Annotated in this window: 14 protein-coding genes; 7 read left to right on the forward strand and 7 right to left on the reverse strand. The window is 64.5% G+C overall.

From position 1 onward, the window contains the following. The first annotated feature begins 201 nt into the window (after nt 1-201). A complete protein-coding gene (locus PVE73_RS10145; RefSeq protein ID WP_277366820.1) occupies nt 202-1,131 on the forward strand; it encodes a LysR family transcriptional regulator in 930 nt (309 codons plus the stop codon). Here the strand turns inward: PVE73_RS10145 and PVE73_RS10150 are convergent. From PVE73_RS10150 to PVE73_RS10170, 5 genes are read right to left on the reverse strand one after another with little or no spacing between them, the layout of a single operon-like run. Further along, complete coding sequence (locus PVE73_RS10150; protein ID WP_277366821.1) at nt 1,128-2,468, reverse strand: lyase family protein; 1,341 nt, start codon at nt 2,466-2,468, stop codon at nt 1,128-1,130. The two genes, PVE73_RS10145 and PVE73_RS10150, sit on opposite strands and share 4 nt — an antisense overlap. Further along, entirely contained in the window at nt 2,465-4,291 is a 1,827-nt protein-coding gene (locus tag PVE73_RS10155; RefSeq protein ID WP_277366822.1) for an ABC transporter ATP-binding protein, read from the reverse strand. Before PVE73_RS10155 ends, PVE73_RS10150 begins: the two co-directional genes overlap by 4 nt. Further along, entirely contained in the window at nt 4,288-5,205 is a 918-nt protein-coding gene (locus tag PVE73_RS10160; RefSeq protein ID WP_277366823.1) for an ABC transporter permease, read from the reverse strand. Before PVE73_RS10160 ends, PVE73_RS10155 begins: the two co-directional genes overlap by 4 nt. Then, the gene (locus PVE73_RS10165; RefSeq protein WP_277366824.1) at nt 5,202-6,119 is read right to left on the reverse strand and encodes an ABC transporter permease; all 918 of its coding nucleotides are present in this window, start codon (nt 6,117-6,119) and stop codon (nt 5,202-5,204) included. Before PVE73_RS10165 ends, PVE73_RS10160 begins: the two co-directional genes overlap by 4 nt. A 52-nt stretch (nt 6,120-6,171) precedes the next feature. Continuing rightward, nucleotides 6,172-7,698: an ABC transporter substrate-binding protein gene (locus tag PVE73_RS10170; protein ID WP_277366825.1), complete on the reverse strand. Its 1,527-nt coding sequence runs from the start codon at nt 7,696-7,698 to the stop codon at nt 6,172-6,174. 76 nt (nt 7,699-7,774) lie between these two features. On the opposite strand from PVE73_RS10170, the gene PVE73_RS10175 reads away from it, so the two are divergent. The 6 genes from PVE73_RS10175 to PVE73_RS10200 all read left to right on the forward strand — a co-directional run bounded on the left by PVE73_RS10175 (nt 7,775) and on the right by PVE73_RS10200 (nt 12,880). Beyond that, nucleotides 7,775-8,116, forward strand: a complete 342-nt coding sequence (locus tag PVE73_RS10175) for a hypothetical protein (RefSeq protein WP_277366826.1) — start codon at nt 7,775-7,777, stop codon at nt 8,114-8,116. Between the two features lie 35 nt (nt 8,117-8,151). After that, nucleotides 8,152-9,363 (forward strand): ABC transporter substrate-binding protein, encoded by a 1,212-nt coding sequence (locus PVE73_RS10180; RefSeq protein WP_277366827.1) that lies wholly within the window; start codon nt 8,152-8,154, stop codon nt 9,361-9,363. A gap of 107 nt (nt 9,364-9,470) precedes the next feature. Next, nucleotides 9,471-10,298 (forward strand): sugar ABC transporter permease, encoded by an 828-nt coding sequence (locus PVE73_RS10185; RefSeq protein WP_277367408.1) that lies wholly within the window; start codon nt 9,471-9,473, stop codon nt 10,296-10,298. Beyond that, complete coding sequence (locus PVE73_RS10190) at nt 10,288-11,097, forward strand: carbohydrate ABC transporter permease (RefSeq protein WP_277366828.1); 810 nt, start codon at nt 10,288-10,290, stop codon at nt 11,095-11,097. The genes PVE73_RS10185 and PVE73_RS10190 overlap by 11 nt, the downstream gene beginning before the upstream one ends. An 11-nt stretch (nt 11,098-11,108) precedes the next feature. After that, nucleotides 11,109-11,855 carry a glycerophosphodiester phosphodiesterase family protein gene (locus PVE73_RS10195; protein ID WP_277366829.1) on the forward strand — a complete coding sequence of 249 codons (747 nt, stop codon included), beginning with the start codon at nt 11,109-11,111 and terminating at the stop codon, nt 11,853-11,855. Then, the gene (locus PVE73_RS10200; RefSeq protein WP_277366830.1) at nt 11,852-12,880 is read left to right on the forward strand and encodes an ATP-binding cassette domain-containing protein; all 1,029 of its coding nucleotides are present in this window, start codon (nt 11,852-11,854) and stop codon (nt 12,878-12,880) included. The genes PVE73_RS10195 and PVE73_RS10200 overlap by 4 nt, the downstream gene beginning before the upstream one ends. A 150-nt stretch (nt 12,881-13,030) precedes the next feature. On the opposite strand, the gene PVE73_RS10205 is transcribed toward PVE73_RS10200, so the two are convergent. Together PVE73_RS10205 and PVE73_RS10210 are read right to left on the reverse strand one after the other, a co-directional pair. After that, nucleotides 13,031-15,121 (reverse strand): hypothetical protein, encoded by a 2,091-nt coding sequence (locus tag PVE73_RS10205; protein WP_277366831.1) that lies wholly within the window; start codon nt 15,119-15,121, stop codon nt 13,031-13,033. Then, nucleotides 15,118-16,032 carry a dihydrodipicolinate synthase family protein gene (locus PVE73_RS10210; RefSeq protein WP_277366832.1) on the reverse strand — a complete coding sequence of 305 codons (915 nt, stop codon included), beginning with the start codon at nt 16,030-16,032 and terminating at the stop codon, nt 15,118-15,120. Before PVE73_RS10210 ends, PVE73_RS10205 begins: the two co-directional genes overlap by 4 nt. Nucleotides 16,033-16,062 lie beyond the last annotated feature (30 nt).

A 16,062-nucleotide genomic window follows, 5' to 3' on the forward strand; every position in this document is an offset into this window, starting at 1 on the left:
GGTCAATGGAGGCTCCTTCTTCACGGCGTTGTCGAATGCGCAGACAAGCCTGCGCTCGTGGCCGATTGGCCGGTCGCCGTGCTTGGCGAGAGTTAGCCGCTTTCACCGGTGCCTTCGGCCCCTGAATTCGCAACCCCGTTAATTGACAAAAATACACTTCTAGCCAAGACTGTTGCGCTTTCTGCAATTGAAGAGTGCCTCATGAACCTTCGCAGCCTCATCCTGTTTCGGCACATTGTCGTGACGGGATCGCTTTCGGAGGCGGCGAACCGGCTGAATCTCTCTCCATCGGCGGCGAGCAGGCTTCTCGCTCAACTCGAAGGACAGCTTTCGCTCGCGCTATTTTCGCGTTCACGCCGCAACCTCAAGCTCACCGAGGACGGCGCACTCTTCTACCGGCAGATATCCAACACGCTGAACGGGCTCGACGAGATCCCACTCATTGCGCAGGACATTCGGCGCAGGGCACGCGACTGGCTGTCCGTCGTGACGGCGGCACCGCTCGCCAGCGCGCTGGTCGTTCCGGCAATCGCGCGGCTGCGCCGGTCGGGCCTCGATTTTCAATGCACCCTGCACATCGAGAGCCGGTTCGAGATCGAGAGCAAGGTGGCGGCGCGCGGCTACAATCTCGGCTTCATCTCGCTTCCGGTCGAAAACGAGATCATTCCGCTGGACATCATGCCGCTGCTGCGCGCGCGGCTCTCCGTGCTGATGCCGGGTGCGCACCGGCTGGCGGCCAGGCCGGAAATCACCCTTTCCGAGCTCGCAAAGGAGAACCTGGTGACGCTGGCGCTCGGCCAGCGCTGGCGCACGCGGCTCGACGAGGTGATGGGCGGGGCGGGGCTCAAGCCGCGCATCGCCTTCGAGACCGGTTCGACCCTCGTGACCGTCGAGATGGTCCGACAGGGCCTCGGGCTCACGCTGATCGACCCGGTCTGCATGCCCTTCGCTGCCAGGGACGGAATGGTCGTGCGACCGCTCGAAGGCGACCACTGGACGACCTATGCAAGCGTCCACGCAAAAGGGCCGCGGGCGGAATTGTCGGAGGTTTTCCTCGACGCGCTGAGCGCCCATCTGGACGATCAGCGCGCCGCGCATCCCGAGATCGCGGAGACGCTCTACCTGATTTAGGCCGCGGCAAGCACGCGCGCGAGCCGCCTCGCCATCTCCGCTGCCTCGCAGGCGATGCGCGCGCTGTCTCCGCAGTAGCCGGCGGGGTCGAGGGTCGCGCGAATCTCACCGGGTTGCATGTACGCGCCGATCGCCTCGTCGGCAGCCAGCGCTCCGGCGATGTCGTGTGGATCCTGCAGGCGGCCGTCGAGCGCGTGATGGATCAGGTCGTGCGCGGCCGCGCGGCCGGTCTTCGGTGCCAACAGCATCATTAACTTCTCGGTGGCGATGGCGCCGCCACTTATCCGCGCGTTTTCCGCCATGCGCTCGGCGTCGACCGCGATGCGCGACAGAAGCCGGTCGAGATTCTCGGCCAGTGTCCAGGCGAGCGGTATGGCGCGGTCGAGCACCGAGCTCAGGAGCTGGTTGACCGCCGCGTCGCCTTCATGGCTCGACCGTCCGGTCTCCAGTGCCGTGCCCGCAAGCCCTCGCAGTTCGGCGGCCTCGGCAAGGACCTTCATCACGAATTTCGGATTGACCTTGTGCGGCATGGTCGACGAACCTACCGTTCCGGAATCGAGCTTCTCGAAGACTTCGCCGATTTCCTGCGTCATCAGAAGATAAAGTTCGGAGGCGATCCGCTCGATCGTCATGGCCAACAGGGAAAGCTGCACGACATAATCGGCGAAGAGGTCGTTGACGGCACGGCCCGGCACCAGCAATTCGCGCAAGCCCAAGCGGGCGGCGAGCCTGCGATTGATCTCGCGGCCCTGGGCACCGAAAGCGTGCATCGCGCCGACGGCGCCGCCGAAAGGCAGTGCGAAGAGCCGTTCCCCGCCGCCGTCAAGGCGTTCGGCCGCGCGGGCCATTTCCTCGATCCAGCCCGCCACCTTGAAGCCGAAGGTGATGGGAACCGCATGCTGCCGATTGGTCCGACCGACCGTCAGCGTGTCCGCGTTCTCGGAGGCGAGTCCCGCCAGCATGTCGAGCGAGGTCGACAGCGCCTGTCTTATGGCGCGGTCGGCCTCGCGGATCAGCAGGATGCGCCCTGTCTGCATCACGTTTTGCGTCGTCGCGCCCCAGTGGACGTAGCTGCCAGCCTCGCCGGCAGCCTTGCCGAGAAGACGCGTGAGCGACAGGATCGGCGCCATGGTACGGCGAATGTCGGCTTCCAGAGCCTCGACGCCGATCTGCTCGAGGACGGCGGCGGCGCGAATGTCTTTCGCCGCCCAGTCGGGGATGATGCCAAGCTCGGCCTGCGTTTCCGCAAGGGCAGCCTCGATGTCGAGCCACGACTGCCAGAGCGTCTCGCGCGAGAAGAGTGTCAGGGGCGTCAGGCCCGGGGCGAGCACATTCATTGCGCGACCTCCAACTGAAGGGGATTTGCCTCGAACCGCGGCGCGGCGGCCAAAAGCCGTCGAGTGTAGTCGTTTTCCGGTGCGGTGAGTACGCGCAATGCCGGCCCCTCCTCAACGATGCGGCCTTGCAACATGACCGCCACACGGTCGGCTACCTGATGCACGACAGCCATATCGTGGGTGATGATGAGGCAGGTCAGGCCCATTTGGGCGCGCAGATCGTCGATCAGATTCAGGATCTGGGCCTGGACGGAAACGTCCAGCGCCGATGTCGGCTCGTCGCAGATCAGTGCTTCGGGCCGGGTGACGAGCGCACGGGCGATCGCGACCCTCTGGCGCTGCCCGCCGGAAAGCTGCGAGGGATAGGCGTGGAGGAGCCGCTTCGGCAGGCGGACGAGGTCCATGGCTTCCGCAACGGCCTCATCGCGCGCCGCGGCGTCCCGCTCGCCGCGCAGCCGGAGCGGACGGGCGATGATCTCCGACAGGCGGCGGCGCGGATTGAGCGAGGAATAGGGGTCCTGGAAGACCGGCTGGACGAAGCTCGCCCTCTCGGTCGGCGACAGTTCGGCCACCGGGCGGCCGAGCATCATGACCCCGCCGGAAGCCGGTTGTGCAAGGCCGAGCAGGATACGGGCGAGGGTGGACTTGCCCGATCCGCTCTCGCCGATCAGGGCGAGCGTCTCGCCGCGGCGCAGCTCCAGCGACACGCGGTCGAGCGCCGTAATGTAGCGCTTCGGCGCGAACAGCGCCTTGCGGACGGTGAAGACCTGGGTCACATCCTTTGCGGCGATGACGATGTCGGCGTCTTCTGCCGCGCCAGATCCATGCAACGGGTCCGTGCCGCGGCTCGTCTTCGGTGGTGCCTTCAGGACGCATCGCCATGTGTGGTCGCGCGAGCCCGTGCGTGACGGCGGCGGTGCCACGGTGCACTCCTCCCGGCGGTGCTCGCAGCGCGGCGCGAAAACGCAGGCTCTCGGCAAACGCATCAGCGAGGGCACGGTTCCCGGAATGGAAGCAAGGCGCGAAGGCGTGCCGCCAAGCTGCGGGATGGCGTGCAGCAGTGCCTGCGTATAGGGATGCGCCGGTGCTTGCAGGACGTCGCCGGCCAAGCCCTGTTCGACCATCTCGCCGCCATACATGACGGCCACCGTGTCGGTGCGCTCGGCAACCACCGCGAGGTCGTGCGAGATCAGGATCATCGCCATCTCGCGTTCGCGCCGAAGACCGTCGAGCAGATCGAGGATTTGCGCCTGCACCGTCACGTCGAGTGCGGTGGTCGGCTCGTCGGCGATCAGGAGCTCCGGATCGAGCATCAGCGCCATGGCGATCATCACGCGCTGGCGCTGCCCGCCCGACATCTGGTGCGGAAACTGGCCAAGGCGCATCTGCGGATCGGGAATGCCCACACGGTCGAGCAGGTCGAGCGCCTTGTTGCGCGCCTCCGACGTGGAGAGAAGCCCGCGGGAGACGGCCGCTTCGGTCATCTGCCGGCCGATGGTGTAGACCGGGTTGAGCGAGGTCATCGGCTCCTGAAAGATCATGCCGATGCGCGGACCGGCGATCTCCCGCGTGAAGGCGGACTCCTCAAGTGACCCCAGGGCGATGCCGTCGAATTCAAGCCGGCCGGCGGTGGAGCGGGCGCCGCGCGGCAGGAGCCGCATCAGGGCAAGCGCGGTCATCGACTTGCCCGAGCCGCTTTCACCGACGATGCCGATGGACTGGCCGCGGTCGAGCGCAAGGTCGACCTCGCGCACGGCGTGCAGGGTTCCCGACGGCAGCGGCAGCGCGACCGAGAGGCCGCGGATTTCAAGAAGACGAGTCATCCGTTGCGGCCCTCCGGCGAGGTGATGTCGCGCAGCCCGTCACCCATCAGATTGGCGCCGATCACCAGCAGGAACAGGCAGATGCCGGGCAGGACGACGAGCCAGGGGCGGTAGAACATCGCCTGCTTGCCTTCGGCGATCATCAATCCCCAGGACGGGGTCGGCGGCTGGATGCCCACACCGAGGAAGGACAGGCTCGCTTCCGCGAGGATGGCGATGCCGAGCTCGAAGGTGAAGATCACGATGATCTGCGAGGCCAGGTTCGGCAGGATCTCGTGCCAGATGATCTGGCGTGACCCGGCGCCCGAGGCGGCTGCCGCCGCAACGAAATCGAGGCTGCGTATCCGCTGTGTCGCCGATCGTGTGACAACCAGATAATAGGTCCAGTGCAGAACGCCGACGATGCCGATCACCACCCAGATAGACGGGCCGATGATGAAGACCAGCGCCATCGCCAGCAACAGGCCGGGCAGAGCAAGCTGAGCGGTCAAAAGGAAGCTGACGACGTGGTCGACCCAGCCGCCGAAATAGCCCGCAAGCACGCCCAGCGTGACGCCGATCAGAAGGCCGATGGTCGCGGCACCAAGGCCGATCGTGATCGACACGCGCGTGCCGTAGATCAGGCGGCTCAGATAGTCGCGCCCATTCTGGTCCGTGCCGAGCAGGTGGTCCCAGGTGCCGCCTTCGGACCAGACGGGTGGCAGCATGCGTGTCGAGAGCGATTGCTGGAAGGGATCGTGAGGCGCGAGCATCGGCGCGAAAATCGCAACGAAGACGATCAGCGCGATCAGCCCGGCACCGATCAGAAAACCGGTATGCCCGGCCATGCGCCGGCGGATGATCTCGCCGGGCGTGAGCGCCTCGGGTTCGCTGTCGGCCTCGACGGCGGCGAAGGTGATGTCGGTGTCGCTCATCCGATGCGGATCCTCGGGTCGAGCGCCGCATTCAGAATGTCGGCAAGCAGGTTCATGGCAACGAACACGATCGCGAAGACGAAGATCAGCATCTGCACGGTCGGGATATCGGCGCCGAGGATCGATTCCAGCGCCAGCCGGCCGAGCCCGTTGATCGCGAAGATGCTCTCCGTGATGACCGAGCCGCCGAATTTCTGGCCCAGCTGAACGGCGAGAACGGAGATGACGGGCAGCAGCGCATTGCGCAGCGCGTGGCGGTGCAGGAGTTGCCAGCCGCGGAAGCCCTTGGCGCGGGCGGTGCGGATATAGTCCGCGCCCATCACCTCGATCAGGCCGGTGCGGGTGAGCCGCATCACGGCGGGAACGGAGGAGGCGCCGAGAACGAAGGCGGGCAGGACGTAGTGCCGCCAGCTGTCGTCGCCCGAGACGGGGAATATCGGGATGGTCACGGCGAACAGGATGATCACGATCAGCCCGAGCCAGAAATTCGGCACCGCCTGCGCCGAGACGGCCACGCCGAGCGCGAAACGGTCGATCCAGCTGTTCGGGTTGAGCGCTGCGAGCGCGCCCAGCGGAATGGCGATCAGGATCGTGACCGCGAGCGCCGAAAGGGCCAGCGTTATCGTCTCGTCGGCGCGGTCGGCGACCAGTGCGGCCACCGGTTTGTGCCAATAGTAGCTTTCACCGAAATCACCGGTGACGACGCCGCCGAGCCAGTCGGCGTAGCGGACGGGAAGGGGACGGTCGAGGCCATAGCGCGCGCGGATGGATTCGACAACCTCGGGCGGCGCATCCTCGCCTGCGATGGCCTGTGCCGGATCGGTCGCCACGTTCAGCAGGAAGAACGTGGCGAGCGACACGGTAAAGGCGACGAGAAGGGCGAGCAGCCCCCGCATTGCGATATATCTCAGCATGGTCCAATCCTGCCGGAAGGGCGACGGAAGGTCTCCCGCCGCCTTGCCCGGCTCATTTCCAGCTCGAATTCTGAAGCCGGGGCAGGCCGTCCGGGTCGAGCGGGAAGTTCAGGTCCGGCGAGACGAGGTAGTTCGCCGAGTAGGAAAAGAGCGGCGCCCAATAGGCCTGGTCGGCAATGCGCCCGAGCGCCTCACTGTAGAGCTTCTTGCGCTCTTCCGGATCGTTGGTCCGTTCGGCCGCGAGCACCATCTCCTCGAGCTCCGCATCACCCGACAGGTTGCGGTCGGTATCGGCGAAGTGGATGCGTGCAATCGCGGCGGTGTCCGCCGTGCCGCCGGAGCCCCATGTGCCGAAATAGGCCGGGATCTCATGCTTGGCGCGCGCCTGATTCAGGCTTTCGAGCTTGACGTAGCGCAGGTCGACATCAATCCCCACCGCTTCGAGGTCCGCGGCGATCGCCTCGGCTGCGGCTTTGTCGCGATAGGCCCAAAGTTCGAGCGGGAAGCCCTCTTCGTAACCGGCTTCGGCCAGCAGTGCGCGCGCCTTTTCCGGGTCGTACTGATAGGCGGTGACCGACTGGTCGCAGCCGAACTGGGCCGGGTGGCAGGCCGTGTGGATGGCCTCGGCGGAGCCGCCGACAAGAAACTTCGCCATCTCCGGAGTGTTGAGCGCATGATTGATCGCACGGCGGACGAGCACGTTGGTCAGCGGCCCATCCTTGTCGGTATAGCCGGCGGCATCCAGAACCAGGAAGCCGATGCGCAGGTCGGGGCCGCTCAGATGCTCGGCCATCGGTGTCGCCCCAAGGCTCTCGGCGAGATCGAGGGGAACCTTGAACATCCAGTCGACACCGCCCGACATCAGTTCTGCCTGCTGGGTGCCGATGTCGGGAATGTTGCGCACGACGATCTTGGAGATCGCGGGCTTCTCGCCGAAATACCCGTCGAAGCGCTCGAGAACGAGTTCCGTGCCAGGCTCGAACGACACGACCTTGTATGGGCCCGTGCCGATCAGGCGATTGGCCATCGCATCGCGGTCGACGGTGCCGCCTGCATCATAGGTGCCGGCCTTGCGCAGCATGATGCGGGCGCCCATGTCGCGCAGCACCAGCGGATAGACCGAGGTCAGGTGAAAGCGCACCGTGTTCGGGCCGGTGACTTCCGCGTGGTCCAGCCAGCGCTCCACGACGCCCGAGGCGTTCGATTCGCTCTGCGGATTGTTGATCCAGTTGTAGGTGTAGGCGACGTCCTCAGGGGTGAGCTTCGAACCGTCGTGAAACCTGACGTCGTCGCGCAGCGTCACGTCGAGCGTGGTGTCGTCGATGAATTCATAGCTCGTCGCCACGGACGGCTCGATCTCGGCCGTATCAGGATCGATGTTGAACAGCGTCGCGTCCGTGAGCTGGGCAAGGATGATGTATTCGCGCTTGGTCGTGTAGTTGTAGTCGAGGTTCAAGATCTCCTCGGCCATGGCCACCCGAAGCGTGTCGTCATTCTTGCCGGCCTGGGCCGGACCGATCGCGACGGCCAGCACAATGGCGCTCGCGGCGCAAAGATCGCGCATACGAAGTTGCTGCATGTTTTCCTCCCTTGTGGGCGTGGCCAGTATGGGACAGGTGTGCAGGTGAATAAAATTGCAAAGATCGGACGTTTTGATGCAAATTGCGCAACTGTTGCGCGGATCCTGCCGAATCGTACCGGAATGCGAGCTGTTCGCGATCGTGGCCTGGCCGGCCCTCACCGAAGCGCGGCTCTTGAAGTCGGCGTCCGGGCTCCTCTCACCGCATCCTATGGCAGCGGCTCGAGTGAGCCATGAAGCGGATTTCAGCCTCTTCAGCTCCGATTTTTGCGACCAAACCCGCCCTGGGCAGCAGCAGACCACCGCCTGGTTCGACGGCGCTGTCGTCTCGTCATCGAACTTTCGAAAAACTGTTGCGGAGATGTCATCCATCGATGGCAGCTTCAGCGCCGAACCTCACAAACGGGATGACACATGAGAACCCTGCGTAAGCTCACCCTTTCGGTGGGAATTATGGCCTTCGCCGCCGCGCCGGCGTTGGCTGATACGACGGTCGAATTCTGGCACAGCTTCAGTGGTGCTTCTGGAGAGGCGCTGGATCAGATCATCGAAAAGTTCGAAGCTGCGAACCAGGATATCGACATCCAGGCCGAACATATCGGCAACTACAACGATATCGTCGCCAAGCTGCAGGCCGCCATTCCGGCCGGCCAGGCGCCCGACGCCGTGATCATGGAGGTCACTCGCTACGGCCTGTTCGCCGAACGCGGAGTGCTCATCGACCTCACCCCCTATCTCGATGCGGATCCGCTCAAGGACGACCTGTTCGACTACGCCCGTGAAGTCGGGGTGTACAAAGGCAAGAACTACATCATCCCGTTCAACAACTCGACCCCGGTGCTCTACTTCAACAAGGCGATCCTGGAGCGCGCCGGCTATACCGAGGAGCCGTCGCTGAAGACCTTCGACGATATCCTCGAAGTTTCCAAAACCGTGACCGAGAAGCTGGGCAGCGAGGGCATCTACGGCATCGCCGCGCCAGGCCAGTTCGCCCGCTGGGGTCTGGTCATGTCGAATGACAGCGACCTGATCGACTCGGTCTCCGGCGAGATACTGATCGACGCGCCGAACACCGTGGAGGCATACGAATGGATGTCCTCCCTGGTTCATGAGCAAAAGGTCGCTTCGCCTGACGGCGTGACCGAAGAGTCCAATGGCCGCGACGCTTTCTACGCCGGCAAGGCCGCCATCCTGATGAACTCGACCGGCGACTACGGCAGCACCAAGTCGGCCGTGGGCGACGACCTCGAAGTGCGGCCGATGCCGTGCAACAAGGTCTGCCGCGTGCCGATCGGCGGAGCCGGCATCGGCATCCTCTCCTCCGCGGAGAAGGAGGTTCAGGACGCAGCCTACAAGTTCATCAGCTTTGCAGCCTCGCCGGAATCGAACGCCCTGTGGTTCGCCGCCACCGGCTATATGCCGATCAACAAGAAGACGACCGAGCAGCCCGTCGCGGCCGAGGCGCTGGAAACCCAGCCCGGTATCCGCGTCGCCATCGACCAGCTGCCCTTCGCCAAGGGGCGTCCGCGTCCTCCGGTCGTGACCTGGATGCGCTCGACCGAATATCCCACCTGGCAGGCGATGGCGCTGGGGCAGCGCGATGTCAGCGAAGCGCTGGCCGAGTTCGCCGAGCGTACCCGCCAGGAAGAGATGCGCCTGAATTGAGCGCGCCGACCGACACAGTGGCGGCGGGCCCAGTCGAGGTCCGCCGTCAGATTGCCCGTGCGTCCTTTGCGCGGAAAGCGACGCCCTATCTCTTCATTCTGCCGCTGATGGGCTTCATAGCGGTTTTTACCTATATTCCTATCGCCGTCAGCCTGGATCTCAGCTTCAGGGAATGGGACTTCCTGTCGCCCACCAAGCCCTTTGTCGGTTTCGAAAACTACCGCATCCTGCTGAGCTCCTATGATTTCTGGAACTCGCTGAAAGTCACCGCGGTGTTCACGCTCATCTCGGTGCCGCTACGGCTGACCCTGGCGTTGGCCATCGCGAGCTATCTGGTGCGCGAGACGTTGCCCTCGCGGCTCCTGCGCGGTGCGCTGTTCCTGCCCTCCGTCACGTCGACCGTCGTGATCGCCGTCGTCTTTTCCTGGGTCTTCGCCACCGATTACGGGCTGGTGAATGCCGGATTCGGGCTTCTCGGCCTGCAGAAGGTCATGTGGATGCAGGATCCGCAGCTGGCGCTGTGGGTGCTGATCCTCGTCAATACCTGGAAGCAGTTGGGCTATGACGTCATCATCTATATCGCCGGCCTTCAGGCGATACCCCAGGAACTCTACGATGCGGCCGCCGTGGATGGGGGGCGGCGCCGGCACGTGTTCCGCCGGGTGACCGTGCCGCTGGTGATGCCGACCACCTATTTCCTGCTGGTGGTCTCCGTCATCGAAGCGTTCCAGGTTTTCACCGTCGTGGACGTGATGACGCGCGGTGGTCCCGCCGGAGCGACGGACATGCTGGTCAACATGCTGTACCGCATCGGCTTCACGCTGTTCGACATCGGCACCGGCTCGGCGCTTGCGGTGCTGCTTTTCGTCTTCCTGATCGCTCTGGCGCTGATCAAGGCCAGGGTCATCGGGCGGAGGGTCCACTATGGATCTTAGGAACCGCCTGCTGGTCGCGCTGGCGCTTGCAGGGGGGCTGCTGTTCCTTTCGCCGGCTCTTTATTCGATCTGGATGTCCTTCCAGACCGCCGAATCCTACTACCGGGGCGAGTTCGACTTCACCCTGGACAACTACGCGCGGGCCATCGGGCAATACAATTTCGCCCGCTATCTGCTCAACAGCCTGATCGTCTCGGGGCTGGTAACGACGGCTGGGCTCGCATTCGCGGTCATGGCCGCCTTCGCCTTCGCCCGTTACCGCTTCGCGGGCGGCAACCTGATGTTCGGCGCCACGGTGGCGACGCTGATGATCCCCAGCCATATCACGCTGATCCCGAATTACCTGAACCTCGCGCGGGTCGGGCTGCTCGACACCTATGCGGGCCTGATCCTACCCGCCGTGTCAAACGGCTTTGCCGCCTTCTTCCTCCGCCAGTATATCCGCGGCATTCCGCGCGCGCTGGACGAAGCGGCCTATATGGACGGTGCCACGCCCCTGCAGGTGTTGTGGCGGGTGATCGTGCCGGTCGCGCGGCCGGCGATCCTGTCGATGGGACTCTTCATCTTCATCGGCGAGTGGAACAACTACATCTGGCCCCTGGTCGCCGTCGGCAAGCAGGATCTGTATACGCTGCAGGTGGGGCTCGCGCGCCTCTACAAGATCAATCCCGGCGAAGGCGCCATCGACTGGCCGCTTGTCATGGCGGCCTCCACCCTGACGATACTGCCGGTGCTTCTGGGTTTCGCGCTGATTGAACGGCATCTCGTGCGCGGTATTACCATGGGCGCGGTGAAGTGAGGAGACTCCCAATGACACGCATCGCTTCGCACCGTGGCGGGACCCTCGAATTCGGGGATTCGACGCCGCGGGGCTTTGCCGCCACCGCCGCCATGCCTCTGGACGAAGTCGAGTTCGACGTCCATCCGACAGCCGACGGCGCAATCATGGTGCATCACGATGCGACGCTCGACCGCACCACTGATCGGACGGGCGCCTTGGCTGCCCTGACAGAGGCGGAAATCCGCTCCGCTGCAATCGACTACGCGGCAGGCGAGCATCCGATTTCCCTCTCCGACCTGTGCGCCATCTTCCGCAACAGCAGCGTTGATCTTCGCTGCGAGATCAAGCCTGGGGCGGACGGGCTGCCCTATGCCGGTTTCGTTCCCCGTGTCGTGGAGACCCTCGAGCGCGAAGACATGCTGCGCCGGACGGGTTTTTCCTCCTTCCTGATCGCCACGCTGGACGAACTGGCCGTGGCCAGTGACCGGCCGCGCCTGTGGCTGGTGAGCCCGGCGGTCTTGCGGCAATTGGGGCCGGCAGCGGTGATCGAGCTTGCCCGCTCCCATGCCATCCCCGAGATCGGGGTGGATGTGGACATGGCCGATGCGGCGCTGATGGAGATGGTACAGCGCGCCGGGATCGACTTCGGGGTCTGGGGGGCGCACAGCATGATCCAGATCGACAAGGCGCTGCATCTGGGGGTGAAGGTCTTCACCACCGACCGCCCGAGCCTTGCCATCGTCCGGAGGCGGCTTCTGGTGGAGACGGCAGCATGAGTGCCATCGAGCTGATCGATATCCGGAAGTCCTATGCCGGCGGCCCCCAAGTGCTGCATGGCGTGTCGATGAACATCCGCGACGGCGAATTCATCGTCGTCGTCGGGCCCTCTGGCTGCGGCAAGTCTACGCTTCTGCGGCTGATCGCCGGGCTCGAGGCCTGCGAAGAGGGCGAGATCCGTATCGCCGGCCGGCGCGCCAACGAGCTGGCGCCACAGGACCGCGACATCGCCATGATCTTCCAGAACTATGCGCTTTATCCGCACATGACGGTGCGCGAGAACATCGCTTTCGGGCTGGAGCTGCGCGGCATGCCCAGAGCCGAACGCAATGCCCGCGCGGAGGCGGTGGCCAAGAACCTGCGCCTCGACCCCTATCTCGACCGCAAGCCCGGCGCGCTTTCGGGCGGGCAGCGGCAGCGGGTGGCGATGGGCCGGGCGATGGCGCGTGACAGCTCCACCTTCCTGATGGACGAGCCGCTCTCGAATCTCGACAATGCGTTGCGGATCGAGATGCGGACCGAGATCAAGGAACTGCATCGGCAGTTGGGCGCGACGATCGTCTATGTCACGCATGACCAGACCGAAGCATTGACGCTCGCCGACCGGATTGCAGTGATGAAGGACGGCGTTCTGCTGCAGTTCGATGCGCCCGAAGCGATATACGATCGACCCGCAAACCGCTTCGTTGCCGGGTTCCTCGGTCATCCGCCGGCAAATTTCGTGCCGGCCGCTCGGCTGCCGGGCTGGACGGGTCCGCAGGGCTGCGTGGTGGGGCTGCGGCCCGAGGCGCTGTCGATCGGGACGGAACCGGCAAAGGGAGCCGCTATCGAAGGGCGCATCGCGCTGTCTGAAATGACCGGCGCGACGGTCGTCCTGCATTGCGACACCGATCTGGGTCGAATGACCGCCACGGTCAGCCGGCACGACATGCCGAGCGATCCATCGACGGTCTGGATTGGATATGATCCGGCGCAGACCCTGTGCTTTGACGCGGATACGGGGATAAGGCTGGAAAAGGCCTGAATGCAAACTGCCTCGAGTGGGCTTTGTCGCGCCCGCGCTGCCTCCGATCCAGTCGACGGCAGTTCCGCTCAGGGCCGCCAGGAGCGGGCATCACAATGGCGAGGCTGCAAGTCGAGTTGCACCATGAGCGGACTTTGTGCCGCTCCTCCATCAAGCTTTGTACTCGATGCGGCCCAAGCTTGGCCGATGCGCCACCTGCTTCCGATCCACGCAGAAGCTAAGTCCCGTGTCCTTGCTGAAATGGATAGAAATTTCGCGGCCACGAACATAAACCTGCTCGAGCGAAAAATGCGCCAGGCCGATATCGAGGGGCTCCACGACAATCGCTCCATCGTCATGCACATCGAGTCCCGCCACATGGCGGATGATCAGGTCGATGAGATAGGAATGGTTGTAGTCAGGCTCGTCGCTGATCGGCTCGCCGGAGAGGCTGTCGTAGTGCTCAACGAGATACGGTGTTTGGCCGTCGCGCTGCTGGAAATGCAACAGGATATATTTGCAGAAGAAATGGGCGAAGAGTCCGTCCTGCGCATGTCCGTTGGCCCGGCTCACCTTGCCGATCGCATCGATGACGACGCTGTTGGTGTAGGGCCAGGTGGGTCCGTCCCACATGCAGCCGTTGCGCCCCTTGAAGAACTGCCCCTTCCAGCTTCCGCCCGACTGGAACACCGGGCATTCCTGCGAGACGGACGGCAGAGGGTTGGGCGTATCGAAATGATCGGGGCCCAAGGCCGCGAGCATGCCGGCAAGATGCTCCGCGCCGGTGATTTGAGCCCAATAGGGATAGAAGCCAACCACGTTGCGCACCATGGCTTTCTCGTCGGTCTGGTGGTGCAGGTCGTAGAAGAAGCCGGTCTCTTCATCCCACTGCTTGGCAAGGACATCGCCGGCAATGGCGCCGGCCAGATCTTCGAACCTCCGGGCTTCCGGATCCCCCGCCAGCCTGCACAGGGCCGCGACACCGCGCGCGTTGAGATACTGATAGATGGCGCGGTCTACCCGCTTCAGCGGCGTGTAGGTGGCCGGATCGAAGGGATCGTCCGGGTATTGGTGGAAATACCAGTAGCTCGGCTGGTATTCCTTGCCCGTAAGCTGGTGGCGCTGCTGGATCGGCAGGTTGTCGCCGCCGGTCGCCAGGAATTCGGCCTCGCCCAGAACCTGGCGCTTCAGCATGGGCAGCGCCGCCCCGACCGGCTCGCCAAGACCTTTGACGAGTGCATATTGATAGGCCGCCCAGCCCATGAAGTTGGCGTAGGGGTGCATCAGCTTGGTGAGCGTGCGGCTGTGGAGCTGGCCGTCCTCGCCCTGGGCTTGCGCAAGGATCTCGAAGAGATCGGCGCCCAGCCCGGCCTCGTGATGCCAGCGGGCTTCGAGGAGATGCATCGGGCTCGAGAGCGGAATGAGCTTGCTGAATTCCCAACCCGCCGGGTCCCAAGGGGTCTTGCTCATCTTGTGCGAGCGACCCTCGTAGAAGATGGTGCCGTCAAGCGGCGCAAGCCCCGGCCGCGCCAGATTGTGGCGCATCAGGAACCAGCGGTAGGCATAGATTCTGTCGAGAACCGGATTGCTGCTCGAAAACTGCGGCGTGGCATCGAACCAGCTCTGATAAGCATGGGTCTGGCCGGTGAGCAGTTCGGCTGCCGGCTTAGCCGCGTGGGCGGCGACACGTGCGGACAAGGCGTTCCAATCGTCGCTTTCAGCGGCACCCAGCGCTGCGACGACGGCGAACTCGAGGGTCTCTCCGGGCAAGACTGTCAAGCCCGTCCAGAGTTCGGGGCGATCGGTCCCGATCTCCACACGTAAGGAAAACCCATGCGCCTCGATCCGGCGCTCACCGCGCGCCCGGCCACGGTCATGACGAACCCATTCGGAATCCACCTGAAGACGCAACGTTGCGGCCGTGCGGCCCGCATTGTGCCAGCGCTGCAGGGAGACCGCTTCGTCTTCCCAGGTGATGAACTTTCTTTCCTCCAGCTCCAGCCTGCCGAGGGTGCTATGAACCGTCAAATGGCTGGGGCGCCACTCGACCCGCGAGGGCAGCGGCGGATGGGACATACCGTGCTCGACGGTGAAAAGCAGCGGCATATTGATCTTGTGGATGAAGTCGATCGCGCCGCAGAAACCGGGCTTGTCCTCGAGGAAATCCGCCCACAGCCGCGCGCCGGTCGGGCCGAGCAGCAGCGTGCCGGGCCGCGTGCGCAGGCCGCGGCGGCCGGTCCTGAGCATCTCGTCGATGCTCATGCAGGATGCTCCGCATCGACCTGGTCGAGGATCGCGCCGAGCTCGCCGGTCTGCTCCTCGGTCAGCCGCACCAGCGGCGGCCGCACGTTTGCCCAGGCGGGCGCGCCATACCGGCGCGCGAGCATGGCCTTGATGGTCGGAATCTGGACGAAGCGGTTGCTTGCCTCGCGCAGCGCCACGATACGGGCCTGCGCCGCGTTGACTTCCGCGCTCGCCTCAGGATCGGCGTGCTTGTCGAACACGATGCGCAACTGCCGGGCCGCCAGGTTCGAGGTGGCGGTGATGCATCCCCCGCCTTCTTCTTGCAGCAGCGGTAACAACAGCGGATCGGCCCCGGCGAGAATCGAGAGCTGCGGGAAGGATTTGGCCAGGCTCACCATGTTGTCGAGTTTGCCACCCGAGTCCTTCACACCCGCGATCGTGCCGGGAAACTTCTCGCAGAGCCGCGCGATGAGGTCATGGCCGAGCGGGACCTGCGAAATCGGCGGGATATGGTAGAGGATGATGCGCAGCCGGTCGTCCGCCACGTCTTCGACAATCCGGCTATAGGCATCGAACAGGCCCGCATCGCTCACGCCCTTGTAGTAGAAGGGCGGCAGCATCACGACCTTCGTCACCCCGAGCCCGAGCGCATGGCGGGTGAGCGCGATGGTTTCGGGGGCCGCGCAGAGGCCGGTTCCCGGCAGAAGCGCTTCGGCGGGGATGCCGCCGGCAACCACGGCTTCAAGCATGTCCATGCGCTCGGCAACCGAGAAGGAGTTGGCCTCGCCGGTCGATCCCAAAAGTGCGATCCCGTGGCAGCCGTCCACGAGCAGTTGCCGGCAATGCGCGACCAGCGCCGCATGATCCGGCTCGAGCTTGGCGTTGAGCGGCGTGGCGGCTGCGCTGAAAACCCCGCGAACAGTAGACACCTTTTACCTCAATCTGAATGTGGAGAGTCG

The sequence above is a fragment of the Chelativorans sp. AA-79 genome, from assembly GCF_029457495.1.
GTDB lineage: Bacteria > Pseudomonadota > Alphaproteobacteria > Rhizobiales > Rhizobiaceae > Chelativorans.